This window comes from Pararobbsia alpina, assembly GCF_902859895.1.
Taxonomy (GTDB): Bacteria; Pseudomonadota; Gammaproteobacteria; order Burkholderiales; family Burkholderiaceae; genus Pararobbsia; species Pararobbsia alpina.
The window spans coordinates 1-14,650 of sequence record NZ_CADIKM010000072.1 but is presented as its reverse complement, the minus strand read 5'-3'; the positions used below and the strand labels follow the sequence as shown (position 1 = coordinate 14,650).

At 58.9% G+C, this 14,650-nt stretch carries 14 protein-coding genes and 3 pseudogenes; 12 read left to right on the top strand and 5 right to left on the bottom strand.

Annotation, left to right across the window (positions count from 1 at the left end; all coding sequences use genetic code 11):
- Positions 1 to 57 precede the first annotated feature (57 nt).
- Positions 58 to 651 (bottom strand): dienelactone hydrolase family protein, encoded by a 594-nt coding sequence (locus HV670_RS27865; protein WP_246258040.1) that lies wholly within the window; start codon positions 649 to 651, stop codon positions 58 to 60.
- Positions 652 to 971: 320 nt separating this feature from the next.
- Here HV670_RS27865 and HV670_RS27860 point away from each other — a divergent pair, with 320 nt between their 5' ends.
- Entirely contained in the window at positions 972 to 1,793 is an 822-nt protein-coding gene (locus tag HV670_RS27860; protein WP_175108198.1) for an SAM-dependent methyltransferase, read from the top strand.
- Positions 1,794 to 2,267: 474 nt separating this feature from the next.
- Positions 2,268 to 3,254 (top strand): GNAT family N-acetyltransferase, encoded by a 987-nt coding sequence (locus HV670_RS27855; protein WP_175108197.1) that lies wholly within the window; start codon positions 2,268 to 2,270, stop codon positions 3,252 to 3,254.
- Positions 3,255 to 3,319: 65 nt separating this feature from the next.
- Here HV670_RS27855 and HV670_RS27850 read toward each other — a convergent pair whose 3' ends face one another.
- Positions 3,320 to 3,640 carry a hypothetical protein gene (locus HV670_RS27850; RefSeq protein ID WP_175108196.1) on the bottom strand — a complete coding sequence of 107 codons (321 nt, stop codon included), beginning with the start codon at positions 3,638 to 3,640 and terminating at the stop codon, positions 3,320 to 3,322.
- A 340-nt stretch (positions 3,641 to 3,980) separates the two neighbouring features.
- On the opposite strand from HV670_RS27850, the gene HV670_RS27845 reads away from it, so the two are divergent.
- Together HV670_RS27845 and ybiA are read left to right on the top strand one after the other, a co-directional pair.
- Positions 3,981 to 4,406, top strand: coding sequence for a hypothetical protein (locus HV670_RS27845; RefSeq protein ID WP_175108195.1), 426 nt, complete (start codon positions 3,981 to 3,983; stop codon positions 4,404 to 4,406).
- Between the two features lie 499 nt (positions 4,407 to 4,905).
- The gene (gene ybiA / locus HV670_RS27840; RefSeq protein WP_246258039.1) at positions 4,906 to 5,607 is read left to right on the top strand and encodes a riboflavin biosynthesis intermediates N-glycosidase; all 702 of its coding nucleotides are present in this window, start codon (positions 4,906 to 4,908) and stop codon (positions 5,605 to 5,607) included.
- 603 nt (positions 5,608 to 6,210) lie between these two features.
- Here the strand turns inward: ybiA and HV670_RS32450 are convergent.
- Both HV670_RS32450 and HV670_RS27830 read right to left on the bottom strand, forming a co-directional pair.
- Positions 6,211 to 6,489 (bottom strand): annotated as a pseudogene (locus HV670_RS32450) (IS110 family RNA-guided transposase); the annotation flags it as partial.
- Between the two features lie 836 nt (positions 6,490 to 7,325).
- Positions 7,326 to 7,562 carry a MerR family transcriptional regulator gene (locus tag HV670_RS27830; RefSeq protein ID WP_217478540.1) on the bottom strand — a complete coding sequence of 79 codons (237 nt, stop codon included), beginning with the start codon at positions 7,560 to 7,562 and terminating at the stop codon, positions 7,326 to 7,328.
- Between the two features lie 81 nt (positions 7,563 to 7,643).
- On the opposite strand from HV670_RS27830, the gene HV670_RS27825 reads away from it, so the two are divergent.
- The 8 genes and pseudogenes from HV670_RS27825 (at position 7,644) to HV670_RS27795 (ending at position 14,353) form a co-directional block, all read left to right on the top strand.
- A complete protein-coding gene (locus HV670_RS27825) occupies positions 7,644 to 8,441 on the top strand; it encodes an alpha/beta fold hydrolase (protein WP_175108194.1) in 798 nt (265 codons plus the stop codon).
- Entirely contained in the window at positions 8,438 to 9,499 is a 1,062-nt protein-coding gene (locus tag HV670_RS27820) for an MFS transporter (protein WP_175108193.1), read from the top strand. The genes HV670_RS27825 and HV670_RS27820 overlap by 4 nt, the downstream gene beginning before the upstream one ends.
- Before the next feature lie 92 nt (positions 9,500 to 9,591).
- A pseudogene (locus HV670_RS27815) lies at positions 9,592 to 10,335 on the top strand (DUF4158 domain-containing protein); the annotation flags it as partial.
- Between the two features lie 639 nt (positions 10,336 to 10,974).
- Positions 10,975 to 11,349: a cytochrome P450 family protein gene (locus HV670_RS27810; RefSeq protein ID WP_175108192.1), complete on the top strand. Its 375-nt coding sequence runs from the start codon at positions 10,975 to 10,977 to the stop codon at positions 11,347 to 11,349.
- 205 nt (positions 11,350 to 11,554) lie between these two features.
- Positions 11,555 to 12,499, top strand: coding sequence for a tyrosine-type recombinase/integrase (locus HV670_RS27805; RefSeq protein WP_246258036.1), 945 nt, complete (start codon positions 11,555 to 11,557; stop codon positions 12,497 to 12,499).
- 284 nt (positions 12,500 to 12,783) lie between these two features.
- Positions 12,784 to 13,592: pseudogene (locus HV670_RS31485) on the top strand (sigma-54-dependent transcriptional regulator); the annotation flags it as partial.
- Between the two features lie 248 nt (positions 13,593 to 13,840).
- Positions 13,841 to 14,074, top strand: a complete 234-nt coding sequence (locus tag HV670_RS31475; protein WP_484555934.1) for a helix-turn-helix domain-containing protein — start codon at positions 13,841 to 13,843, stop codon at positions 14,072 to 14,074.
- 33 nt (positions 14,075 to 14,107) lie between these two features.
- The gene (locus tag HV670_RS27795; protein WP_175108191.1) at positions 14,108 to 14,353 is read left to right on the top strand and encodes an acylphosphatase; all 246 of its coding nucleotides are present in this window, start codon (positions 14,108 to 14,110) and stop codon (positions 14,351 to 14,353) included.
- A gap of 134 nt (positions 14,354 to 14,487) precedes the next feature.
- Here HV670_RS27795 and HV670_RS27790 read toward each other — a convergent pair.
- Positions 14,488 to 14,650: ArsB/NhaD family transporter (locus tag HV670_RS27790; RefSeq protein WP_281362478.1), on the bottom strand; the 163-nt coding region annotated here is incomplete at its 5' end.

The window sequence follows — 14,650 nt, the reverse complement described above, 5'->3', positions numbered from 1 at the left end:
CGCCGGCCCGGTGCTTTTGCTTCCATCGATCTAGTACCCATCACATTGTGGTGGGTACTAGCCTGACGATTTTTTCAACTCCTGGATAGGCGGTAATCGATCCTCGCTTACGAATATGCGCACCGGGCTCGCAGAAATATCTTGCTCGTCACGGTACGTTGCGCTGCAGTCGGGATAGAAAGCAACGTAGGCAGCGAAGTGAGCCGCGGACCCGGCGGCGTGCATGCGTTGAAACCGGGTCATGCTTGCATAAAGTGCACTCTGGCCACCCCTGGATAATCCCATCAGCATCACGCGGCCGCTGTCAATTCTGGGATGCTTTTCCAACAGTGCCAGCGCGCGATATGCATCCTCCATCTGGACCAGGCGACCCGCCTGAGACTGGTCGTTTATGGTGCTTACAATGCCCCGACCTGTAAAACTGTCGATCACAAATGTAGCGACACCCATCGCGAGAAATTGCTCCTCCCAGTCAGTGACAAATCCGCCTATGCCGCCCGAACCATGCAGCAGGATGACTAGCGGAAATCGTTCGTTTCCGGAGCGCGGCAGACGGAGCTCACCCGCCACAGTGACGGGTGTTCCGTCCTCACGACCAACCAGAAATTCCTGGTCTGTCACGGTTTCCGACACGAACGGAATGATCTCCAATCGCGCCACCTGGGCCCAGGTAACGTGTGGAGTGCCGTCACCTATCGCGAGCACGAGGAGCGTTCCAATCGCGTCGCCCGCATCTTCCGCGATCAGGGATTGGCACCGGGACACCGGGGGCTTTTCTCCTGGAGAATCATCCGCGATTTTTCGAAAATGTTGACGTCGCCTGCGATGTTCACGTTGGCCTGGCGGTCGGTCAGGAACAGATAGCCTACATGAGGCGCAGGCCCCGGGATTGCTGTCGGCAATGCATCACCCAGCGCTTGGCCCCGGTTGAAAGCAAACAGAGTTTCTGGTATTTCGTGATGGAGCTGAACATGACCGCTTCTGAACATTCCCCAGCGAAGGGCTACGACCCCGTGTATGCGGTGTTTGATTCGCCGCTAATGAGGGAGCTGCGTAAGGAGGCTTACGGGGAGGACGTTGGCCAGCACTCCTGGGTCACCGCCGATGAGCTTCGATCGGATGTGCCGCGGCTCTCACTCGCCACCTCTAGCAGGCTTCTGGATGTCGGATGCGGCCCATGCGGGCCGTTGGTTTTCATGGTCAAGTCGACGGGCTGTATGGGGACTGGACTGGATGTGAGCGCATCGGCTATCGATTCCGGGCGCGCAAGGGCGTCGGCTGCCGGCGTTCAAGATCGTGTCGCGTTACTCGAAGGCGATGTGAACTTTCCGACTCCGCTCGTCGATTCGTCATTCGATGCGGTCATCTCCCTGGACGTTGTGGTTCACCTTCGTGACCGTCAAATGTTCTTCGATGAGATGGCGAGACTGTTGGTACCTGGCGGCAGGCTCTTGCTTACCGATGCTGGCGTTATCACCGGACCGATCTCCAACGAGGAGGTTGAGCGACGAAGTTCCAACGGATACACGCAGTTTGTGCCTCCAGGAGTCAATGAGAGTCTGCTCGAAGCTGCCGGCTTTCGACTGATTGAGCAAGAGGATAGAACGAATAGCGTTCTCTTCAACGCGATGGGAAGACTGAGAGCCCTGCTTGCGCACCGGCTTGAGGTCGAAGCCGTGGACGGGAAGGCGGGGTATGGGCGACAACAGCGGTATATCGAAACTGTCGTTGCGCTTTCGGAGCGCCGGGCGTTATCCCGAATCATGTACCTCGCTGAGTTGGCGGAGGTGTGATACGGAGGTACCTGTCGATTACACGTTGACTGACAGTCCGCTTTCCTAATGTCTGAAGGTCCGCAACGGGTCCGGCTACGGAAATTTAGTCCGCTGCAGGCGCCGACGCGCTCTGGCGCAAGAGTGAAGAGTTGGTCGGTGAATCGTTTTGACACGGCACTGCGGGCGCTGCCGGACCGTTTTTCCGCGGTGAATTTGATAATTCCTTTTTCGCGGTGGCAAAACGCAGACAGCCTCATCTCGCCAGCTTCCTAGCGTGCGAAAAGGAACTTCGGAAATCGGCCACGAGCGGTCATTCGACATCAACGCTCAGATCGCCGACAATCGGTACGTACCTGTCATCCAGATTTCCGGGGTGAAATCCCCGAAGTCTCGCAACGCGGTGTAACGCCAACTCCATATCCGATCTCCGTTATATGAAGTTGGCAGGCAGCACCGTAACACACCAGACGATCAGAAAAAGGTCCGTTACCCATGCTGCGCATCGAGGATCTGGCCGTTCCGCCAGAGGGATTTCTGCACGACGAGCCGGAGGGAGCTGAGTATTACCATGCCGTTCAGATGGCCGGCATGGATGATTTCCGGTTCGGCTATTTTGCCGTTTACCGGGCAGACCGGCTCGTTACGGTGGCACCCTACTTTGTGATGAACTTCAGGCTCAATACCTTGCTGCCCAACGGCTGGCTGAAGCGGAGCCTGAGCTGGATCCGATTCAAGCTGGCGTGCATCGGGAATCCGACAGCGGATATGGGCCGCATCCATGGGGATGCCTGCGTGGAAATCCTCTCAGCCATAAACGGGGAACTGGCGAAGAAGGGTAGTCTGCTCGCCTATAAGGGATTCGCTCAGAACCTGCCGCTGCCGGATTTTGTGCCGGCGATAGGCCTGCCCGTACCTGTGCTGGCGCTCGGCCCAGACTATTACCAGTCGATGAAGAGCGACCGCAGAAACCTGCTTAAGCGCAAACTGAAGAAGTCAGCCGCACTGCGCTACGAGGAGTGCGCCGGTCTGCCAGAGAACCTGGTCGCCAAGGTATATCAGCTATATCTGAACACCTATCACAAGGCCGAGTTGAAGTTCGAGAAGTTGACGCCTGAATATTTTGTCAACACCAGCGCGCTTAGCCATTACCTACTGTTCTTTCTGGAAGACGAGTTGATCGGGTTCACCCAATTGATCGGGAAGGGACACCAGTTGGTCAACCGCTATATCGGACTGGATTACGGCAAGAGTAACGACCACGGCTTGTACTTCGCCATGTTCATCCGCGCGATAGATTTCGGCATCCGCGAAGGCTTTGCGGAAATCGAACTGGGCGCCACGTCCTACGAGTTCAAGCGCATTTTGGGGGCCCGCCAGCTTCCCACGTGGAACTACTACCGGCATACCACGCCGTTGTTCAACTGGCTTCTCGGGAAGTTACGCAGTGTGCTGGAACCGTCCGAGTCCGAATTGCGCTAACGCGTGAGGAGGTGCCTCTCCGGAAGTCGAGCGCCGCAGTGCTGAACGACCGCTTTCGAGAAGACTCAAGGGCCGAAGTGGGTCGCCTGCAGTCGGTCGCTGCATCGCGGAGCGCGCCGCATAAGCACCTTGCATGAGGCAGTGCTCGGCCAGGAGCGGTCCTTCGCTACCGAATTGGAACTTCCCGTTGCCTTGTCTCGTGTTGAGAAGCGGCTGATAGAGGTGGTGTAGATGGTCGGATCGTTCTCGAGCGTGAAGTGGATTGCCGTTTCAACGCTGACCTCGTTCGACCTCGGCGACTTCCTAGCCACCGGGCCGGTGTAGCGGCCGATGCGGGCGATCCTGCCGGCGATCGAATCTGGTTTTCGCATTATGGTTTCCGTCATGGGAGCGACTGCTTTTCCTACCCCACGTACTGGTTTTCGTGCACTGCCACTGCCCCCGTGCTATCACCCAGGCGCCATGTTGCTTCTCGAGCGCTTTATCCGCGGCGGCGTCGGCTCAAAGCGGAGTCACATTGTGCAACATGCCATTGATGAAAAAAATACCCGCTGAGAGGCCAGCCGCCGCGTAGGCCATGAACATCGGATTGAACTGCAAGCTTTCGCGCCCGAGCGGTTTTGCCGTTTCGGTCCTACAAGCCTAAGCTACGGAGACGTCTTGGCGATCCTGAGTCAAATAACGCGGCCTAGCAGCAGGACTCGGGTATCACGAAAGAGGACATGCATGGCATTCAAGATCAAAGCCCCCGATCAGAGGCGCATGGATGCAGCGTTCGGCAAACTGACGGCGCAGCGGAGCACGTTGGAAGAGTCTCTGCGCGTGTTCAATGAGGTGGTTGCCGCGGCACGTGCGAAGCTGCAACTAGACGTGGACGCATATAACGAAAGGGTCGATGCGGCGCGGGGCATGGTCGATGACGTGCATCGAGAGCTTGAAGATGAATTTGATGATAGGTCAGCGAACTGGCAGAACGGCGACAAGGGAATCGCGACGAAGGAATGGATCGATTCGATCAGCGAGTTGGCCGACGAATTAACCGAGGCGACGCTCGACGTCTTCCCCGAATCCCTCGAACTTGAGGATGTGATCGGCGATGACCCGGTCGAGGGCTTCAACGAACTGGACAAGGAAGCGCCAGGTGCAGAGTAACCACCGGCGGCCTGGACATACCGAGGAAAAGCCGAAAGAAGGATCCTACCCGACTCTGACGAATGGAAGGCTCGCATGCTCACGACGAGCCAGACGCTATGTCCTGCACGTGGGTCGACGAGCGTGACCATGGGTATGCGATCCATACACCGGCCGTTCTCGTGGCGAATGTCCGGGACTCGTCGCTAGGCCTGGTTGGTATCGGCCGGTTCGCGCGGTCCGACGTTGCCCGCGTTGACACACGGCATCGCCCACAAGATGCTCACTGGCCCAACTTCCAACGAATAGATGGGCAGCGACACCGCTGTGTGACGGCACGACCCCTCGACGCGTCCAGGTGGCTCGGGACAAGACGAGACGGAGCCGGATATCGACGACCTGCAGGACCAAATGTCTGACTTACTCTAGCGATTGGGGGTGACAACTGACGCATTGAAGCTATGCTTCAGAAAGCACGCACATACGTAGGTCGGCCGAGGTTGGATTAAACGTAAGAACGATGCGCTCAACAGCTTACCTGACGTTGCTGGAGAGCTCGGCAACGAGTAATACCCCGTTCGATGCTGGCCCTCCGGGGCTAACTTCTTTTTTCGAGAGTTTTTTGGCAAGCCCGCTTGCTAAAGCGCTTTCATTTGCGCAACCTCGCATCGAGACCAGGCCGACTCTGGCCCATTCCCCTTCCCCTTGCCAGTCTCAACGCTTTGGAGACCATCCGATGCGGAAAGTCGACAATATCACTGCCTTCTTTGGCGCCGACGATGTATTCAGTAACTGGCATGTCGCGCCATTCACGTATCATGACGTTCGTTTCAACTGCGTCGAGCAATTCAAAATGTTTTCGAAGGCGCGTCTTTTCGGTGACGAAGAGATTGCCGCGAAAATCCTCGCGTTTCCGCATCCCGCTTCTCAAAAGGCTCTCGGGCGAACGGTACGAGACTTCAAAGATTCGGTGTGGCTCGCCAAGCGCGAATCCATCGTTTTCGTTGGGTGCCGCGAGAAGTTCGCGCAAAACCCACCGCTCTTGAAAATCCTGCTCGAATCCGCACCGACCGTTCTGGTCGAGGCAAGTCCGACTGATCGTACCTGGGGCGTTGGGCTGAACGACCGCGACCCACGCATCACGGATCCGACCAAATGGCGTGGTCGGAACCTGCTTGGCATCACTTTGATGCGGGTTCGCGACCAGTTGTCCTCGACCTAATTCGTTTTGGCCCTTCGCGGCATCCACTCTCCGGCTGCCCATATCGGCGGCCGCGTTCGCTTGGCGATTCTGGCAAGGCCATGCTGCGCGAAATCAAGGCGGAAACGCATCGCGCGAGGCACCCCCTATCATCGAAAGAGGCAGCGTTTTGAATGGTGCCATCGCAATACAGGACGGCTTTAGACTGGATGTTCAACCGTTGAAAGCGTATCTTGGTTGTACTCCCCCACAAACGCCCCGATTTGGAGGTCACCGTGAAGAAGCTCCTTTGCTTGCTCGTTCTTGCGTGTGCGACACTGGCTATCAGCGCGCCGGTTAGTTATGCCTGTGACGGTAGTCAGAGCAACCAGAGCGGTGCTGGAAAATAGCCCCCTCGCCGTCAGCCGAGTTCTGTGCTGACGATAGGTCCGACGGTCGACAAAAGACTCGGAATCCGCGCAGAGGTTTTAGAGCGGAAGATGACCGTCTGACATCCGGCGTTCCCTCGAGCACATACACGAACTCTTCCTCCGCGCTCAAACCAGACCGGGAGGGCGGCCGATTGCACGCCCGGGGGCGAGTTCACCAACGAAAAAGGGCTTGGAGGGAATCGGGACCCTGTACAGCCGCATGCTGGTTGGTAAGGCTATCAAGCATGATGTCGAGTGCTTTCTGCTCCTCTGCTAGCGTCAGCCAACGCTTCGTCAGCAGCCGTAGCGTGGTCGTGAGTGTCCGCAACATTGGCGTTTTGCCAACGAGCGAAGACGGGCGCAACCCTCAACACATGCTGCAGTCTTTGCTTTCAGAAGACGCTCACGGATCCTAGGGAGCGCTCACGAGCAGAGCTCGCAATTGGTTGATGGCCTGCGTCTTGGCCTTGACCGCACTACGCCTTGGAATACGGGCGCGTAACAGCCTGCCGGCCTGAGTAGCCTTCTGCTCAAACAGCCAGTAAAGACAAGCGGATGCGTGGGATGCGAAGTCGTCTCCACGCATATGCAAGATGTTCGTCCACTCCGTGACGGCACTAATGGTTGGGACCGGTTCTTCGCCGGTCCAGAGCGCCGCAACAAGAAAGCGGTCTGCTTCGGCCGGCGTGCCACTGATGATGATTGCTGGAACATCTATCCGACTTGCCACCATGACCGACTCCACGACTATTAGAAGGCACGCCCGCTGAGGACAAGTTTAGCGGACAAATTTCAGAGTTACGCCGGAATTCTCGACACCTGCGATGGTGTTGAGGCGTCGTGTGCCATGCGATGTTCTGGAGGCCGGGCGCGGTCCCCGCGCGAGAACCCGACGCATTCCATCGCATGTCAATAATCGCGCTTTTGAGCGTTTTCTTGGGAACTAAAAACGGTAAACAGCTGCAGTGCATCGTTTACATCGATTTCGTTCCCGAAATATCCCAAATCGAGTTCCTCGCGCTTCTGGCGAGATTGATTCACTCAACTTTGAACTTCGTATCGCCGTCAAAACCACGCCCCCAGAACGCCGGAAATCCCGCCACACCAAGGTTTCCGGCCAGCGGGGGTTTTTGTCAGCCCGCGGCCATGCGCGCAGGCACCAGATAGTCCAACCGTTAAGAGACCGAAACCGAGAAAGTTCAAGGCGACACTCAAGTCAGTTTGCCAAGGTAGCCAGCCAGGATGCGCTGGCTCGACTGTAAGCACTTGATCCGTTGCTCCATCCCGCCAAGCTCGCGTTTCAAAGTCGCGAGCACTTCTGAACAGGGCTCAAAGTCGGAAGTCTGGTCGATCACTTAAGACGCAAGGCAGCAACTGCTTGATGGTGTCTAACTTGAGCCCGGCCGTGCTCAACATGCGAATACGCCGAACCAACTGTTCCTCTGCCTCGCCGTAATCTCGGTAGCCGGACTCACGGCGGTTTGGCTGCAACAGCCCTTCCTGCTCGTAGTAGCGCAGCATTCGCACGCTGATCCCCGAGCGGTGGGAAAACTCCCCAATCTTCATGCTTTGGCTCCTTGACTCTAACAGTGCTGTCAGAGATTAGCATGAGCTGAAACCCAAGCGAAAACATTAGGAGCCAAGCGCATGAACAGCGTTGATTTTGCAGGAGCAAAGGTCGTTTATCGTGTCGATGGATCGGGGCCGGGTTTGGTTCTTGTTCATGGGACAGGTGGCGATTCCGAAAGCAATTGGGGCCATCTGGTTGAGCACCTGGCTCCCCACTGGACCGTTGTACGCCCTGACTATTCGGGGTCGGGTGAGACGCTGGACAACGGCGAACCGCTTACCACAGCAGTGTTGGCCGCCCAGGTTGTCGCCGCAGCACAAGCGGCTGGTGCGGTGCCGTTCGACCTCATCGGCTTTTCGCTCGGGGCAGCCGTCGCGGCGTTCATCTCGGCCGAATATCCGACACTTGTGCGATCGGTTGTTCTGCTCGCCGGCTTCGTATCGGGTGAAGATTCACGACAGAAGATGCAGTTCGAGCTATGGCGCGACCTGATCCATTTCGATTGCAAGTCGATGGCACGTCTTGTTCTGCTGACGGGATTCAGCCCTGATTTCTTATCGGGCTTGGGCGACGCTGCTGTTAATGAAAATATCGAGACGATTGTCCGCAGCAATAATTGGGAAGGCATGGCGCGGCAGGTCGAATTGGACCTGACGATCGACGTGCGCGATCAAGCCCGAAGGATCGTAAAGCCGGTATTGGTGATCGGCTGCACGCACGATTACATGGTCCCAGCCGCGCACGCTCGCCAACTCGCGGCGCTCATTCCGGGCGCAAGATATGCCGAGATGGAAACAGGGCACCTCGCCCCCTTGGAGCAACCTGCCAGGTTCATTGAGATCGTCTCCGACTTCCTGCGCGGGCGAGCTTCGTGAACTGCTCACTTCTCGTGGTGATGTTCGGCGCGTTCGTTGCACAGACGACGGAATATCTGCCCATCGGCCTATTGCCTCAGATTGGTCATAGCCTCGGTGTGTCGGATGGGTCTGTCGGCGTTCTGGTAACGGGTTACGCGTGGCTCGCTGCGCTCACCGCCATACCCTTCACCCTTGCGACTAATCGGCTTGACCGGCGGACATTGTTTCTCGGCCTGCTTGCGGTCATCGCCGTGGCAAATCTGTTCGCCACCGTCTCGCCTAGCTACGCCATGCTGGCAGGGGTGCGCATCGTGACAGCACTGACCCACGGTGTCTTCTGGTCGATCCTTGCTGCCTTCGCAACGCGTCTTGTCCCGGAGATGCCGGCTAACCGCGCTCTGGCTTGGGCATTCGGCGGCATCTCGCTTGCCGTCGTAGCAGGCGTCCCACTCGCAACTGCTATCGGACAATGGGCAGGATGGCGCGCAGCGTTCGGCTTCTTCGCCGTTCTCGCAGCGATCATGTTGCTTGCCGGTATGCTGTTGCTTCCCTCCGTTCCAGGCCAGGGCCACGAAGCCGATCTGGGATTCCCGCACGGCAATGTACCTCTCTATGGAGCGGCACTTGCAACTGCTCTCATAGTCGCCGCCCACTTCTGCTCCTATACCTATGTCGTGCCGCTGCTGACCGCCGTCGCTGGCGTTCCAGATCCTCGCTTGTCATTGCTGCTGTTTGTCTTCGGTTTGGCCGGCACGGCTGGAACCATCATTGCTGGATGGGCGGGCCAACGGCCGTCTGCAACGGCCTTGGTAGCAGCAATCGGCATCGTCGTGAGCCTAGCCCTCATGATGCTTGCCGGGCGGCGACCATCAGCTGCGTGGCTGGAGATGGCACTGTGGGGCGGCTCGATCTCCGCCCTGACTGTTGGCCTGCAAGGCTGGATCCTCAAATTCGCCCCTGAGCGGGCCGATGCAGCGTCTGCGCTCTATGTAGCGGCCTTCAACATCGGGATTGGCAGCGGAGCGATGATCGGCGGCCTATCGCTTGATCGGCGAGCATCGACCCAACTGAACTGACAAAGCTCTCGCGACACAGAACCGCATCAACGATTGGTCTCGGCAGCGGGGGTATTTACGCCGCGCGATATTTCGCTCAAAGAGAGAACTTCATGCCACGCCGTTCGATCCTATCTGCCGCCGAGCGAGCAAGCCTGCTGGCGTTACCCGACGCCGAAGACGAAGTCATCCGGCACTATAGCTTCAGCGAGACCGACCTGTCGTTGATCCGCCAGCGCCGTGGTGATGCAAACCGGCTCGGCGTCGCGGTGCAGTTGTGCTTGCTTCGCGTCCCCGGTCAGGGTCTGCTGCCTGATGCCAGCGTGCCGTCGTCGCTGTTGCACTGGATCGCACGGCAACTGCGCACCGACTGGGCGCGCTGGCCGCAGTATGCCGAGCGCGAGGAAACCCGCCGTGAGCATCTGCTCGAACTGCGTGCCTACCTGGGCATGGAGTCGTTCGGCCTGGGGCACTACCGGCAGGCCGTCCATGCCGCCACCGAACAGGCCTTGCAGACGGACAAGGGCATCGTGCTGGCTACCAGTATCCTCGACTCACTTCGCCACCGGCACATCATCATCCCGGCGCTGGATGTCATCGAGCGCATTTGCTCCGAAGCCATCACCCGTGCCAATCGCCGCATCTATGTGGCGTTGTCCGAGCCGTTATTGGACGTGCACCGCCGGCGCCTCGATGGCCTGCTGAAACGTCGCGAAAACGGCAAGACGACCTGGCTGGCGTGGCTGCGCCAGTCGCCCGTCAAACCGAATTCGCGCCACATGCTCGAACACATCGAACGTCTCAAAGCCTGGCAGGCACTCGAACTGCCCGCCGGCATCGAGCGGTTGGTGCACCAGAGGGGAGCAGTCCGCCGCGGAGCCACTCTGCGGCGCCGGTGTTGATTTTGTCGTCGACGGGAATGTGAGCCGGCTCGGGTACAGGACTCGCGGACCGACAGAAGCGTCCAAGGCCGTCGGCGACCATACGCCCCAGGTCGAAGGGGGTGAGCTCGAGAGCCTTGCCAGTGACAGATGGCACCTCCACGGAGCTCAGGCCGTACCGCCCCGCAAGCTCATGCGGTGGCTCGGCGGGCAGGCTCACGCGCGAGGTCAAGGCGGACGGTGTGGCGGCATACGCGAGCGAGTGGACAGTCCGCGCAACGACGTTATCCGGAAAGCCCCGCCGCGCGTGCTCAGCGATTTCCCTGTTGAACGCGAGGTAGGTACCGCGCTGTGGAGCAAGCCGATGCGCGACCAGACGGAGCGTCGATGTTTTTCCCGCACCCGCGTAAGCCTTGATCTTGAGGTTGTCGCCGCTGCCGGCCGCATCTACGATGGCCTGTTGCTCTGGCGTGGGTCTGAACTGGGCAGGCATAGACTCGATTTGGGCCGAAAGACCATCAGTTTGCCCCGGTGACCAGGAAATCCCGTGCCGGAAAGAAAAAAAAGCCAGGGCATTCAAAATACTGTATGTTTAAACAGTGTTTGGAGTCAATCATGCCCCACCGCGCCCGGCTACATTTGGACGAACTCGCGCAAATATGGAACGAGAATTCATCCCCCGTCGTGCTGCAACTGCTATGGGAAATTCATCGCTTGCAGAGCACAATCCGCCGCGCGCAACAAGTGCGGGAAATGATCCGGACACCCCCGGTTGCCGTTCCCGCTATCGTATGGCAGGCATTCGAGCAGGAACTCGATGGTGAACCTTGCTTGACGGACAACCCGACGGAGCGCCAGAAAAAAAAGATCAACCGATGGGCAGAACGTTTGCAGGCTGAGCGAGAACACGAGGAACGAAAGAAGCCTCGAACGGAGGTTGATCCATCGCTTGGTCCCTTGACCGCGTTTTTTGCAAGCGATCGCTCATAGAAGCTCACAGTCCCACAGCCTGCGTCCTGGCGTTGAGGTGTGCGCCGGTGCGATGTTCTGGAGGGGGGCGAGCGCGGTCCCGGCCCGTCTTCGGGCCGCTGAGCACGCTGATTCACCCCTTCTCTTTGGCGGCTGGGTTTGCGCCGAGACGACGGCTCGGCGTTGGGTGCGGGGATGATTGCAAATTCAGTATACGAGGTGCTTTTTGGATATTCATGCACGCTGGTACAGCGAGCCGGCGGCCGCGTACCACGACTGGCAGTATCGTCACGCGGTCGGCGCTAACCGGCGGCTATTCTCCGATCGCTCGATGCTCCAGCACTGCTCGATGTTCGACCGGTTCTACCGTTACCTGGTTGAGCATCGCGCAACCATAACGACGTTCACCCAAACGGACCTCATGGCTTTCCTCGACACGATCTCGGAGCAATCGTCGGCGCCTAGCGCGACGACGCGTCACCGCTACGTGAAGCTGATCGATCGCCTGTGCCGCTATCTGGTCGACATCGGCATCCGCAAGACGAATCCGGCCGAAAGCTGGGCGACGTGGCAGGTGTGGCCAACGACCGACCCGGATCTTCTCTACCTCGATGAAGAGGAAGATGCGCTCCTGCAGGCGCGAGTTCTCGAGTCGGCGGATGTCGTCGACGGCAACACCCGCCAATTGCGCGATCGCGCTATCACGGCCCTGCTACTCGGCTCGGGTATCACAGCGTCCGAAGCGCGGCAGTCGCTTGCGAATGCTGTTGACCTGCATCCGGTCCGGCCGCACGTGCACATCCCGAAGCGCGGCGCGCGGTGGGAGCGCAAGGTGACGATCGCCGATTTCGCGCTGCCTGCGATCGATCGCTGGAAATCCCACCTCGGCCCGGCCACGCAGGATGCTCTGCTGTTCCCGTCGCCCGACAACAAGCCCTTGAGCGACTGGACGCTGATCAGCATCGTGAAGGCGCAACTGGAGGCGATCGGCTTCGAGGGACCGGAAATGGGGCCGCGCGTGCTTCGCAACACCTATGCACGCCGGCAATTGCTGGAGGGGCGTACTGATGAAGACGTCAGTGCGCTGTTGGGGCTGGTCAGTCTGCGGACGGTTCACCGCATCCGCCAGACCATGCCTGAGATGGCCGAAGCCAAAGTGTCCGGCGGTTAAGCGCTCTCATCGAGCAGCCCCTGAATCGACGTCATGATGTCCGCTTCCCACGCGCGGATCGTGTTCGACGAGGTACAAGATAGCGATGGTCTCATGTTGTCGATCTTGCGCCGGCACCGGCATGCGCAGGTCAACGCTGGATGAAGCCAGGTCCATAGTGGGCAGCGACGCCGATAGCGCACCGGGGCGGACGTACTTTGTTGTGCTGTTGCCGGTAACTTCCCCGCGAAGTAGGAGAGCATCATGTCGACCACGCTTATCTGTGTCGTCGAGGACGACCCATCATGGGGGAGTCGTTAGCCGACCGCTTCCGTCTAGAAGGTTTCGACGTGGACTGGCATATCGACGGCGAATCTGCCCTGGATGCCTTACAGAACCGGCCATACCAGGCCATTATCAACGACATCCGGCTACCCGACATATCGGGCGAAGAACTGTTCTCACGGTCGGTCGCCGCGCATACGTCAGTGCCGCCATTTTTATTCATCACCGCGTACCCTTCGGTCGACACGGCGGTGTCTCTTCTGAAGAGCGGCGCTGTTGACTACATCACGAAGCCATTCGACATTGGCGCACTGGTCGACAAGGTTAGGCTTCTCACAGGAACTGGCATACCTGACCATGCCATGCCTGCGCAGAGCGAGCTTGGTGTGTCCGAAGCGATGCGGCGACTCGCGGAACCGATGCCGAATCGCAGGTCGAGCCAAATCGATTCTGATTGCCGGCGAGTCGGGTGTCGGCAAGGAAGTGCTCGCACGGTTCATTCATCGACATGCGCCCGGCAACGCACTGCCGTTCGTCGCGGTCAACGTGGTGCCGTCCCGGAGACGCTCCTTGAGTCTGAATTTTTCGGCCATGAACGCGGCGCATTCACGGGCGCAAACGGCAAAAGAAAGCGTGCTTCGAGCAGGCAGAGGGCGGCACGCTCTTCCTGGATGAGATAGGTGATTTGCCCTTGTCGATGCAAGTGAAGCTGCTGCGTACCTTGCAGGAGCGTCGTATCACGAGGGTGGGTGGGGAGAGAGAACTCGAAACGAACTTCCTGCTCGTCTGCGCAACGAATCGGGACCTCGCAGAACGGGTCCGGGTCGGGACGTTTCGGGAGGACCTGTTCTACCGCATCAACATCCTCCAGCTACGCGTACCAGCACTTCGCGACCGGCCCGAGGATGTCCTTTGGCTTGCGCACCGCTTTGTACGCGATATCGCCGGCCGGCTCGGCGAACCGACGAAGCTGTTTCATCCGTCGGCGAAGCACGCCTCGCGACATATGGCTGGCCCGGGAACGTGCGCGAGTTGCAGAATCGCCTCGAGCGGGCGTGCATTGTCTGCTCCCGCAATATGCTTTTTTCATCCGACATTTTTGAGGAAGACGGGTCTCAGGCCGACGCGGCATTGGATTTGGGCGCTCCGCTCGACGGCTACATGGCGGCATGCGAAAACGCGTTCATTCGCGCGGCGCTGCTGCAGCACCAGGGCCACATTTCCGAGACCGCTCACGCTCTTGGCATCTCCAGAAAAAGCCTTTGGAAGAAGATGCGCAAACATGCGATTGCAGCCGAACCGCTTCATTGAACCCGTGCATCAATCTCCCTCCGCAGTCCGACCATGGAATCTCATGATTGGGATGAGCCGCTTGAAACCCGACTGGTGCACGTGCGTGGTCGGGTACAAGGCATTGGCTATAGGGAGGCCCGTGCACGCCGCTCCACAGCCCTAGGCGTTACAGGCTGGGTCCGCAACCGTATGGATGGTTCCGTGGAGGCGGTGCTCCAGGGCTCGCCGGAGCAGGTGACCGAGGTGCAGCCACCATTTGCCCGCTTTGACAGCTTTGTGCGCATGCCCACCCTGTGAGGGCACGCAACGCATCGAGTTGGAACATCGCCGGCTTCCTGTATTTCCGGTGCACTGTGGTTGGCCGTTCCATGAGCGGAGCCGGTCGAGCGCGCCTCGGAAACGCTTGCCGGCCAACCTAGTCCCGATTCGCATCAAAACTGCAATCGCACGGCGAGGGCCGCCAGGGTGACAACCAGAATGGGCAGCGTCAAGACGATACCTGTCTTGAAGTAATAGCCCCATGTGATTGTTACGTTCTTGCGAGCCAGCACATGCAGCCACAGCAGCGTCGCAAGGGACCCGATTGGCGTTATC

Bases quoted from the DNA above. Each gene is read 5' to 3' on its own strand.
- HV670_RS27860 (WP_175108198.1), top strand. From the start codon at position 972: ATGACCGCTTCTGAACATTCCCCAGCGAAGGGCTACGACCCCGTGTAT.
- HV670_RS27855 (WP_175108197.1), top strand. From the start codon at position 2,268: ATGCTGCGCATCGAGGATCTGGCCGTTCCGCCAGAGGGATTTCTGCAC.
- HV670_RS27850 (WP_175108196.1), bottom strand. From the start codon at position 3,640: ATGACGGAAACCATAATGCGAAAACCAGATTCGATCGCCGGCAGGATC.
- HV670_RS27845 (WP_175108195.1), top strand. From the start codon at position 3,981: ATGGCATTCAAGATCAAAGCCCCCGATCAGAGGCGCATGGATGCAGCG.
- ybiA (WP_246258039.1), top strand. From the start codon at position 4,906: ATGCGCTCAACAGCTTACCTGACGTTGCTGGAGAGCTCGGCAACGAGT.
- HV670_RS27830 (WP_217478540.1), bottom strand. From the start codon at position 7,562: ATGAAGATTGGGGAGTTTTCCCACCGCTCGGGGATCAGCGTGCGAATG.
- HV670_RS27825 (WP_175108194.1), top strand. From the start codon at position 7,644: ATGAACAGCGTTGATTTTGCAGGAGCAAAGGTCGTTTATCGTGTCGAT.
- HV670_RS27810 (WP_175108192.1), top strand. From the start codon at position 10,975: ATGCCCCACCGCGCCCGGCTACATTTGGACGAACTCGCGCAAATATGG.
- HV670_RS31475 (WP_484555934.1), top strand. From the start codon at position 13,841: ATGCTTTTTTCATCCGACATTTTTGAGGAAGACGGGTCTCAGGCCGAC.
- HV670_RS27795 (WP_175108191.1), top strand. From the start codon at position 14,108: ATGGAATCTCATGATTGGGATGAGCCGCTTGAAACCCGACTGGTGCAC.